Annotated in this window: 16 protein-coding genes and 4 tRNA genes; 6 read left to right on the top strand and 14 right to left on the bottom strand. The window is 60.5% G+C overall.

Annotated elements, in window-relative coordinates; translation table 11 throughout:
- The 6 genes from ACXR0M_RS27150 to ACXR0M_RS27125 form a co-directional block, all read right to left on the bottom strand.
- The coding region (locus ACXR0M_RS27150) for a DUF6531 domain-containing protein (protein WP_458834678.1) at positions 1–2,421 on the bottom strand (2,421 nt) is incomplete at its 3' end.
- A gap of 237 nt (positions 2,422–2,658) precedes the next feature.
- Positions 2,659–3,066 (bottom strand): SEL1-like repeat protein, encoded by a 408-nt coding sequence (locus ACXR0M_RS27145; protein WP_458834677.1) that lies wholly within the window; start codon positions 3,064–3,066, stop codon positions 2,659–2,661.
- Positions 3,067–3,438: a hypothetical protein gene (locus ACXR0M_RS27140; RefSeq protein ID WP_003223109.1), complete on the bottom strand. Its 372-nt coding sequence runs from the start codon at positions 3,436–3,438 to the stop codon at positions 3,067–3,069.
- The gene (locus ACXR0M_RS27135; protein WP_458834676.1) at positions 3,435–3,776 is read right to left on the bottom strand and encodes a helix-turn-helix domain-containing protein; all 342 of its coding nucleotides are present in this window, start codon (positions 3,774–3,776) and stop codon (positions 3,435–3,437) included. Before ACXR0M_RS27135 ends, ACXR0M_RS27140 begins: the two co-directional genes overlap by 4 nt.
- Positions 3,777–3,889: 113 nt before the next feature.
- Complete coding sequence (locus ACXR0M_RS27130) at positions 3,890–4,345, bottom strand: YkvA family protein (RefSeq protein ID WP_201239355.1); 456 nt, start codon at positions 4,343–4,345, stop codon at positions 3,890–3,892.
- Positions 4,346–4,639: 294 nt separating this feature from the next.
- Positions 4,640–5,356, bottom strand: a complete 717-nt coding sequence (locus ACXR0M_RS27125) for an FKBP-type peptidyl-prolyl cis-trans isomerase (RefSeq protein WP_458834675.1) — start codon at positions 5,354–5,356, stop codon at positions 4,640–4,642.
- Between the two features lie 271 nt (positions 5,357–5,627).
- Here ACXR0M_RS27125 and ACXR0M_RS27120 point away from each other — a divergent pair, with 271 nt between their 5' ends.
- On the top strand, positions 5,628–7,436 hold the full coding sequence (locus ACXR0M_RS27120; RefSeq protein WP_458834674.1) for a di-heme-cytochrome C peroxidase: 1,809 nt from the start codon (positions 5,628–5,630) through the stop codon (positions 7,434–7,436).
- Positions 7,433–8,626: a catalase family protein gene (locus ACXR0M_RS27115; RefSeq protein WP_458834673.1), complete on the top strand. Its 1,194-nt coding sequence runs from the start codon at positions 7,433–7,435 to the stop codon at positions 8,624–8,626. The genes ACXR0M_RS27120 and ACXR0M_RS27115 overlap by 4 nt, the downstream gene beginning before the upstream one ends.
- 176 nt (positions 8,627–8,802) lie before the next feature.
- Here the strand turns inward: ACXR0M_RS27115 and ACXR0M_RS27110 are convergent.
- The 4 genes from ACXR0M_RS27110 to ACXR0M_RS27095 form a co-directional block, all read right to left on the bottom strand.
- A tRNA-Asp gene (locus ACXR0M_RS27110) sits at positions 8,803–8,879 on the bottom strand.
- Between the two features lie 19 nt (positions 8,880–8,898).
- Positions 8,899–8,974: transfer RNA gene (locus ACXR0M_RS27105), tRNA-Val, on the bottom strand.
- A gap of 199 nt (positions 8,975–9,173) precedes the next feature.
- A tRNA-Asp gene (locus ACXR0M_RS27100) sits at positions 9,174–9,250 on the bottom strand.
- Positions 9,251–9,269: 19 nt separating this feature from the next.
- A tRNA-Val gene (locus ACXR0M_RS27095) sits at positions 9,270–9,345 on the bottom strand.
- 159 nt (positions 9,346–9,504) lie between these two features.
- On the opposite strand from ACXR0M_RS27095, the gene rdgC reads away from it, so the two are divergent.
- The 3 genes from rdgC to sugE all read left to right on the top strand — a co-directional run bounded on the left by rdgC (position 9,505) and on the right by sugE (position 11,987).
- On the top strand, positions 9,505–10,425 hold the full coding sequence (gene rdgC, locus ACXR0M_RS27090; RefSeq protein ID WP_401280832.1) for a recombination-associated protein RdgC: 921 nt from the start codon (positions 9,505–9,507) through the stop codon (positions 10,423–10,425).
- Positions 10,426–10,588: 163 nt separating this feature from the next.
- The gene (locus tag ACXR0M_RS27085; RefSeq protein WP_458834672.1) at positions 10,589–11,554 is read left to right on the top strand and encodes a bile acid:sodium symporter family protein; all 966 of its coding nucleotides are present in this window, start codon (positions 10,589–10,591) and stop codon (positions 11,552–11,554) included.
- A gap of 118 nt (positions 11,555–11,672) precedes the next feature.
- Complete coding sequence (gene sugE / locus ACXR0M_RS27080) at positions 11,673–11,987, top strand: quaternary ammonium compound efflux SMR transporter SugE (RefSeq protein WP_458834671.1); 315 nt, start codon at positions 11,673–11,675, stop codon at positions 11,985–11,987.
- Between the two features lie 123 nt (positions 11,988–12,110).
- On the opposite strand, the gene ACXR0M_RS27075 is transcribed toward sugE, so the two are convergent.
- The 4 genes from ACXR0M_RS27075 to ACXR0M_RS27060 all read right to left on the bottom strand — a co-directional run bounded on the left by ACXR0M_RS27075 (position 12,111) and on the right by ACXR0M_RS27060 (position 16,890).
- Complete coding sequence (locus tag ACXR0M_RS27075; protein ID WP_458834670.1) at positions 12,111–13,985, bottom strand: MFS transporter; 1,875 nt, start codon at positions 13,983–13,985, stop codon at positions 12,111–12,113.
- A gap of 97 nt (positions 13,986–14,082) precedes the next feature.
- Positions 14,083–15,231 carry a TDT family transporter gene (locus tag ACXR0M_RS27070; RefSeq protein WP_458834669.1) on the bottom strand — a complete coding sequence of 383 codons (1,149 nt, stop codon included), beginning with the start codon at positions 15,229–15,231 and terminating at the stop codon, positions 14,083–14,085.
- Positions 15,232–15,339: 108 nt separating this feature from the next.
- On the bottom strand, positions 15,340–15,651 hold the full coding sequence (locus ACXR0M_RS27065; protein WP_458834668.1) for a cupin domain-containing protein: 312 nt from the start codon (positions 15,649–15,651) through the stop codon (positions 15,340–15,342).
- Positions 15,652–15,702: 51 nt separating this feature from the next.
- Positions 15,703–16,890: an MFS transporter gene (locus tag ACXR0M_RS27060; RefSeq protein WP_458834667.1), complete on the bottom strand. Its 1,188-nt coding sequence runs from the start codon at positions 16,888–16,890 to the stop codon at positions 15,703–15,705.
- A gap of 91 nt (positions 16,891–16,981) precedes the next feature.
- On the opposite strand from ACXR0M_RS27060, the gene ACXR0M_RS27055 reads away from it, so the two are divergent.
- Positions 16,982–17,524 carry a TetR/AcrR family transcriptional regulator gene (locus tag ACXR0M_RS27055; protein ID WP_458834666.1) on the top strand — a complete coding sequence of 181 codons (543 nt, stop codon included), beginning with the start codon at positions 16,982–16,984 and terminating at the stop codon, positions 17,522–17,524.
- Positions 17,525–17,535 lie beyond the last annotated feature (11 nt).

Genomic DNA, 17,535 nt, shown 5'->3' with positions numbered 1-17,535 from the left:
ATCGGGCAGGGTTTCTTCGATCAGTTGCCCGAGGTCGTTCCACACCATCTGATGGCGACTGGCGTCCGGGTAGCGGATCGACAGTAACTGGCCACGGGTGTCGTAGTAGTAATAGGTAACTTGGCCGTCGGGATCGACCGCTTCGGTGACATCACCCTCGGCGTTGCGCCGAAACGTCCATACCGCCTCGCCGCGCGTACGCCGGTGCAGGAAACCGTTGCGATACTCGTAGGACGTTGCCTGTTCTTCCGGTGGAAGCAGCGCGATCAGGCGTCCGACGTCGTCGTAGCGGTATTCGGTGACCGCGCCCAAGGCATCCTGCTCGGCGATCAATCGCCCCGACGCGTCGTACGCCTTGAGCTGCTCGCCACCATCGGCCTCGACCTTGCGCACCAGCCGCGCGCGGTCGTCATGGACGTAGGTTTCTTGCGTGCCATCGACGTAATGCACCGCGACGCTGCCGTCCTCGGACCAGACGTAACGGGTGTTCATCTGCGAGAACGAGGCCCAGTGGCGCACGCAACGCGCGGCTTTACCGGCGCGTTCCCACTCCCAGAAAAAGCTCGCGCCGCCGGTCAGCTGCCGTTGCAGAATGACGTGCTGATCGTCGTAGTCGTAGCGCTCGCTGTCCCCGACGGCATTGGTGGCTTCAAGCAGGCGCTGGCGGGCGTCGTAGCGGTAGGTCGCGAGGGTGTGTTCGGTTTTCCATTGCGCATCCTGAAAAACCTGGTAATCAACCGCGATCAGTTGTGCCCGGTCATAACGCAACAACAGCGAACGCCCGGCGCCGTTGTCGAGGCGAACAATGCGCTCAAGATGATCGCGAGCAACCAGAAGCCGATTGCCATAGGCATCACTGATCGCCGTCAGCCGCCCGGCGCGAAAGTGATAAAAGCGCGGCGCATCCCCCGCCAGCGCGAGGATCAGTTCCTCCGGTTCATCCCCGAGAAAAATCGCCGCCCGCGACAAGCTGTTGTGAATCGCCGGCCGCTCGACTGTGGGCAAGGGAAACCGCGTGCGACGGTTTTCGTGATCGACCCAGACCACCACCTCGCCAGCGAACTCCAGCCGATGCGCCAGCGAATGGCTCCAGCCAAATCCCAGCCCGACATCGATTTCCACGGCGCTGGTGCGGTACAACCGGGTGAACTCAAACGGCAGCACGCCGTCGAGGGTGCAGTCAGTCAAAGTCAGCAGCTCTTCGCCGGTGACCATCGACACCGGGCAGCCGTTGGTGCAGGTCAGCTGGGCGCAATCGGCGCTGTCGCCGTTGGGATTTTTCGCTTGATCCGGACTGTCGTCGTGGCGCTCGTCTTTCTTCAGCGCAGCATTGCGCTTTGCGTCCCAGCGCAATTGCACGCGACCTTTTTTCACCCCGGCGGCAATGCCCCGCGCGGCGACGTTTTTGTAACGATCGACGTATTCGATAAACGTGCTGACGATGCCAGACATCGCCTTCACCAAACGTTTAACCACCACGAGTAAACCAGCTGCGCGGTCCGCCAGACGCAAGGTCAGATAGGCAATCCCGGCGCCGACGAAGGTCAGAACGACGCCGATCAGCACGTCGATCAACAGTTGCACGATGATCATCGACGCCGTTTCAGCGGTTTTTCCGGCGATTTCACTGGGTGGCAGCATCTCCAGCCACAGGCTCGCGGTGCGCAGCAACAAACACAGCGCCGCCTCGTCGCTGGCCAGCAGTTGCAGCTTCTGCATGGTCTGCGGGGCGGTTTGCGCCAACTCGATCAGATCATCCGCCGCACTCCCCAAACGCTCGGCAAACTTGCCGGGATCCTGGAGAATCTCCGAGAGCATGCCGATGCTGTCCCACACCCCCTCGATCGCCGCCCAACTCCCGGCTAGCAAACCATTGCCCGCCGCCGTCGCCACCGACTGCGACCATTGCGGCTGGAACCCCTGCCACTCGCTGCGCAGCCAGCCATCCAGCTCACGCGTCAGCCCGTCATAAGCGCTAAACAGAGCGTTGATCTGCTCCGCAGTGACTTCGCTGCGCACCTGAACCCGGTAGAACTTGCCCGCTTCGCCGGTGAATGAACCCTTACCCTGCGCGTCCAGCGTGACCGGAGTGATCTTCTCGCCATCCACCGCCACCACATCGACCACGATGTCGCCCAGCGGGATGTCGTACATCGACTCGAACTTGCTCTCGATCGCCATCACCCCGCTCTGCGGGCACTGGACGACGCTGGAGAAAAAATCGTTGTCGCTGCTGCTGACGCTGGTGGCGCGATCACCAAAGCGGATGACCCGCTCCATGCCCATCAGCGAAGGCAGATCGGCCGCGTGGCTGAGCTGATCCGCCGTACGACTCAGCCAATGCTCAAGCTGCTGGCGATAGAGGCTGAGGGTGGCGGGGAAACTGTCGAGTTCCTGCTCGATACGGCTGACGGCGTCCATCAGCGCACGCCAGCTTGCGAGCTGGAATGAAAAATCGGGTCAAACATGGGCGGTCCCTCGCGCAAGAATTAGGCGCGGGGACTTTGCGGGGGATCAAACAGGAAAGAAGTCAGGCGAGTAGGCGTTTGCTGTAGGACTAGTCTGCAAAGAGGTCGTTATTACGAAACGTATGGTTTTAAACGCAAACGTGGCGCGAGGTTGCCCTCGCGCCACGTTTATTCGCCGACATAAATGGATTTACTGCGTTGAATTTCGAGCGCTCAACTCTTTGAGTTTAAGCTCGGCCAACGGGTGACCGGCCTTGGCGGCCAGGGTCCACCAGCGCGCCGCTTCTGCCGGATCCGGCACCTTGCTCGCGCTGCCGGCCAGACAGATCACCCCGACCTGATAAGCCGCTTTTCCGTCACCGGCCAGCGCCGCCAGGCGCAACAAGCGCACCCCCTCTTCGCGAGCGCCCAGGCCAACGCCGCGAAAGGTCAGGATATGCCCATAAAAGCTCTGCGCGCCGACGTCGCCAAGATTGGCCATGCGCGCGAATTGTCCTTCGAGCCAGCGCCAGCCTTGGGGCTGACGGACAAACCACGACCAGTGAAATAACCGGCGCGCCAACCAGTAACTGATGCGCGCCTTGAGTCGCAGGAACACTCAGGCCTCCGCCGATTCCGGGTATTCGTATTCGAAGACCCGGACCACTTCCGACGCATGCCAGGAGGCTGCCGCAACGCCGTCAGATGGCCCGGAAAACCGCCCAAGACGTTCAACACATTCAAAAAAACCGGTGCGTGGCAGACGGCTCGCGCCCTGGCTGATCACCAGCGAGCTGCGCAACGGCTGTTCGGCCTTGGCGTCCAGTGCCGCCAGATGTTCCAGTGCGGCGGTCAGGGTTTGCATCGCCGGCGTCGGCAGTTGCAATCGTTCGAGCAACGCCCGGTAGGTCAGCAGATGGCGCTGGCGGCGCGCCTGATCCAGTTCCCCCAACAATCCATCCCAATGTTGACGACTGATGCGTACGCTCACGATTCATCCCTCCAACCGGGCACCGTCAGTTCCCAGGCCAGGCTGCGGCGAATCGCGGCGTCGGGCTGACGCTCGCCACTTTCGATCATGGCCAGATAAGACGGGCTGATGCCTACCGTGCGGGCCAGCGCCTCGATGGCGATGCCCTTCCCTTCGCGCAAACTGCGTAATTGATCCAGACCTGGAAGAATCGGGTCCGAGGTTGCCGCGAGCGGCGCTTTTACCGGCTGCGACGGTGTTTCGTTGATGCCTGCTGCTTTCAGTAGAGCCTGATACTGAGCCCATGGCAGAACCGCGTATTCGGGCTCGCCATCGCGTGCAATGATCTGAATATCCATGACTACCCCGTAGGACAACAACACTTAGCGAGTCGGCACTTTTCCCTAGAAGTGTAATCCTAACAGCGGCCAAGGTCGCGGGGGGTATCTATCTGTCTGCGGGCAGCAATGAATCAGGGCTTTTTCGGGCCTTGAAGCTGCAGTTGTTCCGGGGTGTCGGGCAGACGCTCGACCACCGCCAGCTTCTCTGGCTGCTGACGATTGCGCCACAGCCGGAAAGCATTAAGTTCGTCATCGAGGGTTTTCATCAGCCAGGCGAGCACGGCGATGTCGTCGAGCATGCCGAATACCGGGATGAAATCCGGGATCGCATCCACCGGGCTGAGAAAGTACATCAGCCCGGCCACTACCGAAATCAGCGCTTTCGGACTGATGGCGCGGTACTCGCCGCGCCAGTAAGCCAGGCACAGCGCCTGGAGCAGACGCAGGTCATCCTTGAGCTTGCCGAGGCGATTGCCTTGCGCGGCGCCTTTGCTGGCAACGGCAAACAGCAGCGTCGGCAGGCGGCCACGAGCCAGCAGGCGTCCGGCCAAAGGCAGAAATCGGGCGAAATTCCACGGTGCTTTCATTTATTTCTCCCGTTGAAATGTTATCCACACAAATTGTGGATAACCTTGTGAACAGAGCTGCATTTCAGCGCTGAGAGCCCCGTTTTATAAGGGCTGCGCTCAGATCGGGCGTTTTTTACACACATAAAAAAGCCCAATATTTCATTGACTTGGCGGCTCAGGGCGTCTAGCGCTGGCGGCCTCACTGTCTAGGACTGCCGAGCGCGGCATCCGTTCGCTCTGTTTACCTTTGCCACCCTGCAGATGCAACAACGCCCCGCATAAGCGAGGCGTTGTTGGCGAAACCATTACCAATTACTTGGCAGCAGCGTCTTCTTTGCTCGGATCCTTGATGGCCAGCAGTTCCAGGTCGAAAACCAGAACCGAGTTGGCCGGGATTGCCGGGCTTGGCGATTGCGCGCCGTAGGCCAGATCGCTAGGGATGTACAGTTTGTACTTCTCGCCAACGTGCATCAGTTGCAGACCTTCAACCCAACCCGGGATCACGCCGCTGACCGGCAGATCGATCGGGCTGCCGCGCTCGACAGAGCTGTCGAATACGGTGCCGTTGGTCAGCTTGCCGGTGTAGTGAACGGTCACTACGTCGGTAGGCTTAGGCTGTGGGCCGTCGGCTTTCTTGACCACTTCATACTGCAGACCGGACGCGGTGGTGGTGACACCTGGCTTCTTGGCGTTTTCTTCGAGGAATTTCTTGCCGGCGGCTGCCGACTCTTCGCTCATCTTGGCCATGCGCTCTTCAGCACGCTTTTGCAGCGCGGCAAAAGCTTCGACCAGTTCGTCGTCTTTCAGCTTCTGTTCTTTCTTGCCAACGGCATCTTCGATGCCCTGGGCTACCGCTTTGGAGTCCAGATCATCCATGCCTTCCTGAGCCAGGCTCTTGCCCATGTTCAGGCCGATACCGTAGGAAGCTTTTTGCGCCGGGGTTTTCAGCTCTACGCTGGTCTGCGAATCACAACCCGCGAGGACCAGGCTAACCAGGGCTACCGCCGCCGCCAACCGATGCTGTTTCATGCTATTTCCTTGTTCATGCGCCAAAAGGGCAATCGAGTAAAGCCGCGAGCTTATCAGGCCGCCACGACCAATGGCTACCGGCATGAGAGCAGGAAACGTCCGATAAGTTCAGGGATTAAAACGCATTCGGCAAAAGCCAGGATGAAGCTTCTGTCATCTCGGCCTGACAAGCACTGGCCGGACTTCCTGCGACAGTCTGGCGTAATGGCCACTTGCCGCATATGCAACAGCTGAGGCATAACAGCGCAACAACTCGACAAGGATGTTTAACTTGCGCCTCTTATTCCGTGTGTTGACCCTGATCATTGTGCTGCTGGGCGTGGTTCTCGCCGTGGTGCTGTACTACGTCGCCAACCCCAAACTGCCGCTCTACACCCCCGCCGAGCAGGTGCATTACCTGAACCAGTGGAGCGAGGAGCAGCGCCAGACCTACTACTTCACCCCGCAAGGCACGCAGGTCAAAGGCCTGCGCTACGAATGGTTTCAGGCGCTGGAACTGCCCTTTTCGCAGCAGCGCTTCGCGTCCCCGGAATACCTCGCACGCTTCGGTTTTCTGATCGATCCGCAACAAAAAGCCACGCCGAACAATCCCGGCAATCTACCGGTCGGCTTCGCCCGCCATCAAAACCCCGGCAGCACCGAGCACTTTCTCGATATCACGTGTGCCGCCTGCCACACCGGCGAATTACGCTTCAAAGGTCAGGCGGTGCGAATTGACGGCGGTTCAGCGCAACACGTGCTGCCTTCCAGTGTTCCTACGCTGCGTGGCGGCAGCTTCGGACAGGCATTGGTCGCCAGTCTGATCTCGACTTACTACAACCCGTGGAAATTCGAACGTTTCGCCCGAGCGGTATTGGGCAATGACTACGACGCGCGCCACGCGCAACTGCGCAAGGACTTCAAAACCTCACTGGACACTTTCGTCAAAGTCGCCTGGAACGACACCCACCACGGCCTTTATCCAACCGAGGAAGGCCCGGGACGCACCGATGCCTTCGGACGCATCGCCAACGCCACTTTCGGCGACGCCATCTCCCGCACCAATTACCGCGTGGCCAACGCCCCGGTGGACTACCCGCAACTGTGGGACATGTGGACTTTCGACTGGGTGCAGTGGAACGGCTCGGCACAGCAACCGATGGCACGCAACATCGGCGAAGCGCTGGGCGTTGGCGCCACGCTGAATTTCTTCGACAGCAACGGCCAGCCGCTGCAGGGCGATGCGCGGTATGCCTCTAGTGTGCGCGTGCGCGATCTGCACACCATCGAAGAAACCCTGCAGCGCCTGCAACCACCCGCCTGGCCGGAAGCTGTGCTGGGGGCGATCGACAAACCGCTGGCGGCCAAGGGTCGCGCACTGTTTGCCGAGAATTGCGCCGGCTGCCATGTGCCGCGCAAGACCCAGGAAGGCGAGCGCTGGGTCCAGCATCTGCACATGCTGCCAGTGGACGTGATCGGCACCGACCCGAACGCCGCGTCCAACATTGCCAACCACCGTTTCGACCTGACGCCACTGCAATGGGACCTGAAGGAACTGGAGCAGATGGAGGTCAAACTGCACCCGACGCCCAAGGAGCCACTGGATCTGAGCCAGCTGTCAGTGGCCAAAGGCCTGGCCTACGTCACGGCGTTTGTCGGAAACCGGGCTTACCGTGAGGCCAACGTCACCCCGCAGGAAAAGCCCGAGCTGGACGGCTTCGGTCTGCCGATCGGCGTGCGTGAAAAAATCGCGTACAAGGCCCGACCGCTGGCCGGCGTCTGGGCCACCGCGCCGTTTCTGCACAACGGTTCGGTGCCGAGCATTTATCAATTGCTGTCGCCGCAGGATGAGCGCGCGACCACCTTCTATAAGGGTTCGTTCGAGTACGACCCGCAGCATCTGGGTTATCGCACCGAGGCCTTTACCAATGGCTTTCTGTTCGACACGCGGATCTCCGGCAACCACAACAGCGGCCACGAATTTCGCGCGGGGGAACGTGGCAATGGCGTTATCGGGCGCCTGCTGCAACCGGAGGAACGCTGGGCATTGCTGGAGTACCTGAAAGTGCTGGGCGGCCCGCTGGAGGCGCAATTGCCATGAGGATCAATTCCTGGAAAAGACCGTCCCTATTCGCCCGTATCTGGTTGTGGCTGGGGCGGCTGCTTGGCAAAGTCCTGCTGGCATTACTGCTTGTCGGCCTGCTCGGCTGGGCCATCGCCAGCGCCTGGTTCGCCTGGCAACAGCGCGGCCCGGTGTCGGCGCAGGAACAGATTCCCGCTGACGAAGCGGCCATGACCCAGGACGTGATCCAGACCGCCGTGCGCATCGTCGACCAACACCGCGAAGCCACGCGCTACCTGCGGGATGCACATGCCAAGGCCCATGGTTGTGTGAAGGCCGAGGTGACGGTGCTGCCACAACTGGCGCCAGCGCTGCGCCAGGGCGTGTTCAGCGAACCGGGGAAAACCTGGCAGGCACTGATTCGGCTGTCAAATGGCAACGCCTACCCGCAGTTCGACAGCATCCGCGACGCTCGCGGCATGGCAATCAAACTGCTCGATGTCCCCGGCAAACCGTTGCTCGGCGACCGCGCTGATCGCCGTGAGCAAGACTTTGTGATGTTCAGTCACCCGAACTTTTTTGTCAGCGATGTCGCCGAGTATCGTCAGAATGTGGCGGCTCAGGCTGACGGCAAAAAGATCATGGCGTTTTTCCCCGGCTGGGATCCGCGTAGTTGGCAGATCCGCCACCTGTTCATCGCCCTGGCCACCCTGTCGCCGCCGCCGGACAGCCCGACCGCGACCAGCTATTTTTCGGTATCACCCTACAAGTTCGGCGAGGCCAATGCGAAGTTTCGCGTGGCGCCGGATCCGGACAACTGCCCGGCGTACACCTTGCCTGCGCAAAACCACGATATGCCGAACTTCCTGCGCAGTGCACTGAACCAGCAGCTGTCGACGGATCGGGTGCCTGCGTGTTTCGTGTTGCAGATTCAGCGGCAGGACGCGAACAAGTACATGCCGATCGAGGACACCAGCATCGAGTGGCGTGAGCAGGACTCACCGTTCGAGACAGTGGCGCGGATTACCTTGCCCCCGCAGGACTTCGACACACCGGCGCTGAATCTGGCGTGCGACAACCTGTCGTTTAACCCGTGGTTTGGTATCGAGGCGCATCGGCCGATTGGCGGGATCAACCGCTTGCGCAAAGCGGTGTATGAGGCGGTAAGCGACTATCGGCATAGCCGCAATGCTAGCGCGAGCGCCGCTCCTGTAGGAGCTGTCGAGTGAAACGAGGCTGCGATCTTTTGCTCTTGCGATGTTTGAAATCAAGATCAAAAGATCGCAGCGTGCCGCAGCTCCTACACAGGTAGCGCGTGATTTCTCAAATCGCAGACAGCAAAAAGCCCGCACTAGGCGGGCTTTCCGTGGAGACTTGGCGTTCAGTGGGCCAGGTGACCGAATAATGGCGCAGCGGACGGGACTCGAACCCGCGACCCCCGGCGTGACAGGCCGGTATTCTAACCGACTGAACTACCGCTGCGCGAAACGCTTGAAACGAATGGTGGGTGATGACGGGATCGAACCGCCGACATTCTGCTTGTAAGGCAGACGCTCTCCCAGCTGAGCTAATCACCCTTCGCTTCGTTACGGGGCGCATTATGTCACAAGTTTTCGTAATGTGTTGATTTAATTGAAGTTTTTTTCAAAAAAATCCGAAAACCAATGAAACGACGCACACCCGCTGGAACAAGGTACAAACTTGAGACAGAAAAAAACCCGCTTCAGCGGGTTTTTCCGTGGTGACCTGGCGTTCAGTGGTCCAGGTTACCGAATATGGCGCAGCGGACGGGACTCGAACCCGCGACCCCCGGCGTGACAGGCCGGTATTCTAACCGACTGAACTACCGCTGCGCTAAACACTTGAAACGAATGGTGGGTGATGACGGGATCGAACCGCCGACATTCTGCTTGTAAGGCAGACGCTCTCCCAGCTGAGCTAATCACCCTTCGCTTCGGTGTGGCGCGCATTCTACGGAGCGACCCTACCTCTGGCAAGCACTTTTTTAATTAATTTTCTCAGGCCTTCCAAAGGCTTAGAGAAGGGTTGGCCTATGCCCCGGCGAAGACAATAATGCCCCCCTTTGTATAAAGGAGAGACTCACCCCATGTGGTTCAAAAACCTGCTGATCTATCGCCTGACCCAAGACCTGCCTGTCGATGCCGAGGCGCTGGAAACTGCACTGGCCACCAAACTGGCGCGTCCATGTGCAAGCCAGGAGTTGACCACCTACGGTTTCGTCGCGCCGTTCGGCAAAGGCGAAGATGCGCCACTGGTGCACGTCAGCGGCGACTTCCTGCTGATCGCCGCGCGTAAAGAAGAACGTATTCTGCCGGGCAGCGTCGTGCGTGACGCGGTCAAGGAAAAGGTCGAAGAGATCGAAGCCGAGCAGATGCGCAAGGTCTATAAAAAGGAACGCGATCAGATCAAGGATGAAATCATCCAGGCGTTCCTGCCACGCGCCTTTATCCGTCGCTCGTCGACCTTCGCCGCCATCGCGCCGAAACAGGGCCTGATCCTGGTCAACTCGGCCAGCCCGAAACGCGCCGAAGACTTGCTCTCGACCATGCGTGAAGTGCTGGGCACCCTGCCCGTCCGTCCGCTGACCGTGAAAACCGCGCCGACCGCCGTGATGACCGAATGGGTCACCACCCAGCAGGCCGCCCCGGACTTCTTCGTTCTGGACGAGTGCGAACTGCGCGACACCCACGAAGACGGCGGCATCGTGCGTTGCAAGCGTCAGGACCTGACCAGCGAAGAAATCCAGCTGCACCTGAGCACTGGCAAAGTGGTGACTCAGCTGTCGCTGGCCTGGCAGGACAAACTGTCGTTCATGCTCGACGACAAGATGACCGTCAAACGCCTGAAGTTCGAAGACCTGTTGCAGGATCAAGCCGAACAGGACGGCGGCGACGAGGCTCTGGGTCAACTGGACGCCAGCTTCACCCTGATGATGCTGACCTTCGGCGACTTCCTGCCGGCGCTGGTTGACGCGTTGGGTGGGGAAGAGACGCCGCAGGGGATTTAATGAAAACCTGTTCTCACTGAAGGAACAGGATCAACTGTGGGAGCTGGCTTGCCAGCGATAGCGGCGTTACAGATGACTATTATGGCGTCTGACACACCGCCATCGCTGGCAAGCCAGCTCCCACAATGTTTTGTGGTGTTCATTCAATAACAAGGAACAAACCATGCGCGCACTGGCTGCACTCAGCCGCTTTGTCGGCAATACCTTCGCTTACTGGGTCCTGATTTTCGCCGTCATCGCATTCCTGCAGCCGGCGTGGTTCCTCGGTCTCAAAAGCGCCATCGTGCCGCTGCTCGGGCTGGTGATGTTCGGCATGGGCCTGACCCTCAAACTCGATGACTTCGCCGCCGTCGCCCGCCATCCGTGGCGCGTGGCTTTGGGCGTGGTTGCGCATTTCGTGATCATGCCCGGCGTGGCGTGGCTGCTGTGCCAGATCTTCCACCTGCCGCCGGAAATCGCCGTCGGGGTGATTCTGGTCGGTTGCTGCCCGAGCGGCACCTCTTCCAACGTGATGACCTGGTTGGCCCGCGGCGATCTGGCGCTGTCGGTGGCGATTGCCGCTGTCACCACCCTGCTCGCTCCGCTGCTGACCCCGGCGCTGATCTGGTTGCTGGCTTCGGCGTGGTTGCCGGTGTCGTTCATGGAGCTGTTCTGGTCGATCCTGCAAGTGGTGTTGCTGCCGATCGTGCTCGGCGTGGTTGCGCAACGCTTGCTCGGCGACAAAGTGCGGCACGCGGTGGATGTACTGCCGCTGGTATCGGTGGTCAGCATCGTGATCATCGTCACGGCGGTGGTCGCGGCCAGTCAGGCGAAGATCGCTGAATCCGGGCTGCTGATCATGGCGGTGGTGATGCTGCATAACAGCTTCGGTTACTTGCTGGGTTACTTCACCGGGCGCCTGTTCAAGCTGCCACTGGCTCAGCGCAAGTCGCTGGCGCTGGAAGTCGGCATGCAGAACTCGGGGCTGGGCGCGGCGCTGGCCAGTGCGCACTTTTCGCCGCTGGCGGCGGTGCCGAGCGCGCTGTTCAGCGTCTGGCACAACATTTCCGGGGCGCTGCTCTCGACCTGGTTCCGGCGCATGAGCGAGAAGCAGGATCGCGAGGCGCTGGCGCAGCAACCGGTCGACTGAGCGCAAACTTGATCCCCGGATCAATGCTCGGCAGACTGTTGCGCTACGCGGGGACGACCCTGCGGCTCGCTCGAGTTGTCAATCTGGGGACGACCCCGTCAATCGATGGAGGTCTGTCATGTCCTGGATCATTCTGTTGTTCGCCGGCCTGTTCGAAGTCGGCTGGGCCGTCGGCCTGAAATACACCGACGGCTTCACCCGCCCCCTCCCTACCGTGCTGACCGTTGCCGCCATGGGCATAAGCCTTGGCCTGCTGGGTCTGGCCGTGAAGGAATTGCCGCTGGGCACCGCCTATGCGATCTGGACCGGAGTCGGCGCCGTGGGCACGGTGATTGCCGGGATTATTCTGTTTGGCGAGTCGATGGCGTTGATTCGCCTGGCCAGTGTGGCGTTGATCGTGACCGGGTTGATCGGGCTCAAGGTCAGCGCATAGGCCAATGGCCCTTATCGCTGGCAAGCCAGCTCCCACAGGGATATTCGTTGCACACATACCTTGTGTACACCCCAAAAACTGTGGGAGCTGGCTTGCCAGCGATGAGGCCAGCGCAGTCAGCGACTATCTGACGGACCCACGCAACGCCCCCACCAACCCCTGCAACTTCGCCGGCTCGGCCGCTTCCACCGCCACCGGCGAACCCGCCACCAATGTCACCCGCGACCACAACCGCTTGAACAGCCCCTTGTTCGGATCACGACTGAAGAAACTCCCCCACAACCCCTGCAACGCCAGTGGAATCACCGGTACCGGAGTTTCTTCGAGAATCCGCGTCAGCCCGCCCTTGAACTCATTGATCTCACCGTCAGTGGTCAGCTTGCCTTCCGGGAAGATGCACACCAGTTCGCCGTCCTTCAGATACTGGGCGATCCGGGTGAAGGCCTTTTCGTAGATCTGGATGTCTTCACTGCGTCCGGCAATCGGAATCGTCCCCGCCGTGCGAAAGATAAAGTTCAGCACCGGCAGGTTGTAGATCTTGTAGTACATGACAAAGCGAATCGGCCGACGCACCGCGCCGCCAATCAGCAGCGCATCGACGAACGACACGTGGTTGCACACCAGCAACGCCGCGCCCTCGTCCGGGATCGCCTCCAGGTTGCGATGTTCGACGCGGTACATGGAATGGCTGAGCAGCCAGATCATGAAACGCATGCTGAACTCAGGGACGATCTTGAAGATGTAGGCGTTGACGCCAATGTTCAGCAGCGACACCACGAGGAACAGCTGTGGAATCGACAGTTTGACCACGCTCAGCAGCACAATCGAGACGATCGCTGAGACCACCATAAACAGCGCGTTGAGAATGTTGTTGGCAGCGATCACCCGCGCCCGCTCGTTCTCGGCAGTGCGCGACTGAATCAAGGCGTACAGCGGCACAATATAGAAGCCACCAAAAATGCCGAGGCCGAGAATGTCGACCAGCACTGCCCAGGTATGCGCGAAGCCCAGCACTGCCGTCCAGCTGTGGCCAGTGACACTGTCCGGAATTCCACCGGAATGCCACCACAGTAACAGGCCGAATACGGTCAGACCGAACGAGCCAAACGGCACCAGGCCGATTTCGACTTTGCGCCCGGAAAGCTTCTCGCAGAGCATCGAACCCAACGCGATACCGACCGAGAACACCGTCAGAATCAGGGTGACCACAGTTTCGTCGCCGTGCATCCATTCCTTGGCGTAGGCCGGGATCTGCGTCAGGTAGATCGCCCCGACGAACCAGAACCACGAGTTGCCGACAATCGAGCGCGACACCGCCGGCGTCTGGCCCAAACCCAGTTTCAACGTGGCCCAGGACTGGCTGAAGATGTTCCAGTTCAGGCGCATTTCGGGCGACGCGGCCGCCGCACGCGGAATGCTGCGGCTGGCGAGATAGCCCAGCACGGCAATCCCGACAATCGCGCCCGACACCAGCGGCGCGTAATGCGTCGAGGACATGATGATCCCGGCACCGATGGTCCCGGCAAGGATCGCCAGAAACGTGCCCATCTCCACCAGCCCGTTGCCGCCGACCAGTTCATCCTCACGCAACGCCTGCGGCAGGATCGAGTACTTCACCGGGCCGAACAGCGCCGAGTGCGTGCCCATGGCGAACAGCGCCACCAGCATCAGCGACAGGTGATCGAAGAGAAAGCCGATCGATCCTACGGCCATGATCGCGATTTCCGCGAGCTTGATCACACGGATCAGCGCGTCCTTGGCGAATTTTTCCCCGAACTGTCCGGCCAGCGCCGAGAACAGAAAGAACGGCAGGATAAACAGCAGCGCGCACAGGTTGACCCAGATCGAACGGTCACCCTCGATGGTCAGCCGATAGAGGATGGCGAGAATCAGCGACTGTTTAAATACGTTGTCGTTGAAGGCGCCCAGCGACTGCGTAATGAAAAACGGCAGGAAGCGCCGGGTGCGAAGCAGGTTGAACTGTGAGGGGTGACTCATCTTCCGTGTGTCCCTGAGGTCGATAGAGAATGGCCTGGATCTGCCTATTGGAATCTCGATCCGCGATCCAGGCCACACCTTACCGAAACTTTTCAGGTTATTTGTTCAAACCTGCAATACACGGTGAAACAAACAGCTCGCCGCGCCACGCGCCTTGCACCGTGCGTTTGCCGACGATCAGCCACATCAGCGCCAGCAAGATCACCAGTACGCAGCCGACCACGCTGAAAAAACCAAGGTTCAACGTGCTGGCCAGCTTGAGGGTCGCCAGCGAATAAACCCCCAACGGGAAGGTGAAGCCCCACCAGCCGAGGTTGAACGGGATGCCGTCACGCAGGTAGCGCACGGTGATCAGCAGCGCCATCAACATCCACCACAAACCGAAGCCCCACAAAGTGATGCCGGCGATCAGCCCAAGCCCGGCGGCGATTTCCCCTATGCCCGGCAGACCGTTGGCGGCGAAGATCGCCGGTGCATCGCCGCCCAGCAGCAACATGCCCAACGCGCCGGTACCGATCGGGCCGAGGGCCAGCCAGCTCGAGGCGGCCATGTTTTCGTGCGGCAGTTTGTGCAGGGCCATGCGCAGCAACAGGATGGTCAGGATGCTGAACGCCACCGGCAGGGAAAAGGCCCAGAGCACGTAACTGGTGGTCAGCACCACCAATTGCGTGTGGGCGTCGGTCAGATGCGGGGCGAGCAAGCCACCACTGGCCGCCGCCACTTCTGCGGCGACTACCGGCAGCAGCCAGACAGCAGTCATCTGATCGATGCTGTGTTCCTGCCGGGTAAACATCATGTATGGAATCAACACGCCGCAAGCCAGTGACATCGCCACATCGAGCCACCACAGCACTTCGGCGAGATGAATCACTTCATCGCCCCAGCGTGGCAGGCCAAATAGCAGAAAACCGTTGATGATGGTCGCCAGGCCCATAGGGATGGTGCCGAAAAACATCGATACGGTGGAATGGCCGAAGATCCGCCGCGCTTCATCGAAGAACAGCACCCAGCGCGCGGCATAAGCGCAGGTAAAGAGGCTGAACAACAGAATGTTGAACAGCCACAACCCTTCGGCCAGCGCGTGCAGTCCGGGAATCGCCAGCGGCAGTTGCGCCAGCGCCAGGGCCAGCACGCCGGTGCCCATGGTCGCGGCGAACCAGTTGGGGGTGAACTGGCGAATCACTTCTCGCGGATGCTGAAGTTGGCGAAACGGCTTGAGGCCGGATTTGGTCGTGGTGCAAGTCATCATCATGAACTCCTGTCCTCAGGTGAGGTTGAATCCATGATAGAACCGTATCGAATATCTATATAACGGGTAATTTCTCTATCTGTTATCTGTTTTGCAGATATACAGCTAAATGCTGCCTTCGCTCTCGATCACCAGAATCCGCGCAGCGCCCTGCGGATGGGCCACATGTTCAGTGCCGACCGAGGCATAGAAGATGTCGCCGACTTCCAGCAGCACTTGTTTCTCTTCGCCCTGCTCGCGGTAGCGCATCTGCACCTGACCATCGAGCACCACGAACACTTCCTCGCCATCGTTGACGTGCCATTTGTACGGCTGATCGGTCCAGTGCAGGCGCGTAGTGATGCCGTTCATGTTGGCGATGTCCAGCGCGCCCCAGGCACGCTCGGCGGTGAACGACTTGCTGCGGATAATCTTCATAAATCGATCCATGAAATACAGGGCCGGCCAAGGCTAACCCAAACCGTGCACTTATGGCGCGCGACAAACCTTGGCCGTGCTTGGACGCAAACTGAGCAACAGCGCGCCGACAGCCAACACGATCAGAGCAACGCAGTAACCATCAGTAGTCACCAGCAAGCCGTAAGTTCGGGTCAAGTGCCCAGCCAGCAACGCCGGCAGACAGAACGCCAGATAACTCAGCGCGTAATACGCCGACATCAACCCGGCCCGCTCGTGAGGCAAAGCCAACGGCACCAGGCTGCGCACCGCACCGAGAAAACCCGAACCAAAGCCGCAACCGGCGACCAGCGTGCCGAGGAAAAACACCGACAGACTGGCGCTGTGCACCCCAAGCAAAATCAGCAGCACGCCGAGCGGCAGCAAACTCGCGCCGATTTGCAGGGCTTTGCCGGCGGGACGATTGCGCAAGGTGAAGATCATCAGCGCACCGGTCACGGTCAGCGCGGAAACGGTGGCGCCGCCGATCAGATTGGAGGTGGAACCGGTGGCCGTGCGCACCAGCGACGGCGCCAGCGAGGCGTAAAAGCCGCCGAGCGCCCAGGTCGCGGTGTTCAGCGGCAGCACGCGCCACAAGGTCGAACGCGCCTGAACCGGCACATGCAGGGTCGGCCGCAGCGAAGCCCAGGCGCCAGGCTGCGGCGTGACGCTTTCCGGCAGACGCCAGACGTACAGCGCTTGCACTATGAATAGCGCGAGCAGCAGCCAGTAAGTCAGCTGCAACGGCGCCGGGGCGAACTCGGCGAGCAAGCCGCAGCCCATGCTGCCAAGGGCCATGCCGAGCAACGGTGCGACGCTGTTGATCAACGGCCCTTGCTGGCGATCAGTGTCGAGCAGCGTCGCGCTCAAAACCGCGGTGGCCATGCCGGTGGCGAAGCCTTGCAGCACCCGCGCGCTGATCAGCCAGGCGACACTGTCGGCGCTGATAAACAGCAACATCGCCAGCGCATTGAGCAGCACCGCGGTGAAAATCACCGGTTTGCGTCCCAGATGATCGGACAGCGATCCCACCGTCAGCAGCGCCGCCAGCAGGCTCAGGGCATACACGCCGAAGATCAGGGTCAGCACCGCTGCCGAAAAGTGCAGTTGATCCTGATACAGGTGATACAGCGGCGTCGGCGCGGTGGACGCGGCGAGAAAACTCAGTAAGGTGATCGCCAGAAAAATCAGGCTGCCACGGTTGGAAGCAAGGCTGGACATGGGCACACTCCGCAAAAGCTAATTTTTTGCTTTTGCGGAGTGTGCGCTCGGCCTTGGCTTAAAGCAAATTCTTTGTGTTAAGGTCTGGCGCATGGCTATTAAAGAAGGTTTACGCCCCGGCGGCCGCAGTGCCCGGGTGCAAGAGTCGATTCATTCGGCTGTCCGCGCGCTCCTGCAAGAACAGGAACGCAGTACCGTGACCGTGCCGCAAATTGCAGCGCGCGCCGGGGTGACGCCGTCGACCATCTATCGACGCTGGGGTGACTTGGCGACATTGCTGGCGGACGTCGCCCTCGCCCGCATGCGCCCGGACAGCGAACCGGCGGTGACCGGCGATCTGCGCGGCGACATCCGCGCCTGGGCCGAGCAGTATCTCGACGAGATGAGCTCAGAGCCCGGGCGCAACATGATGCGCGACGTGCAGGCCAGCGCCACGCCGGGTTATTGCGTGACCATCCTTGGCGCACAGTTGCAGACCATTATTGACCGCCACCCGGATGAAGCGGCGCCGAGCGTCGATCACTTGATCAATCTGGTGGTAGCGCCGGTGGTGTTCCGGATTCTTTTTTCGGCGGCGGCGCTGGAGGTCGAAGAGCTGCACCGGCTGATCGATATCGCGCTGCATCAGGACTGACGCCGATCCTC

This window comes from Pseudomonas sp. Eth.TT006 (assembly GCF_054456575.1).
The sequence above is the reverse complement of the archived record's forward strand: the minus strand, read 5'-3'. Positions and strand labels throughout refer to the sequence as shown.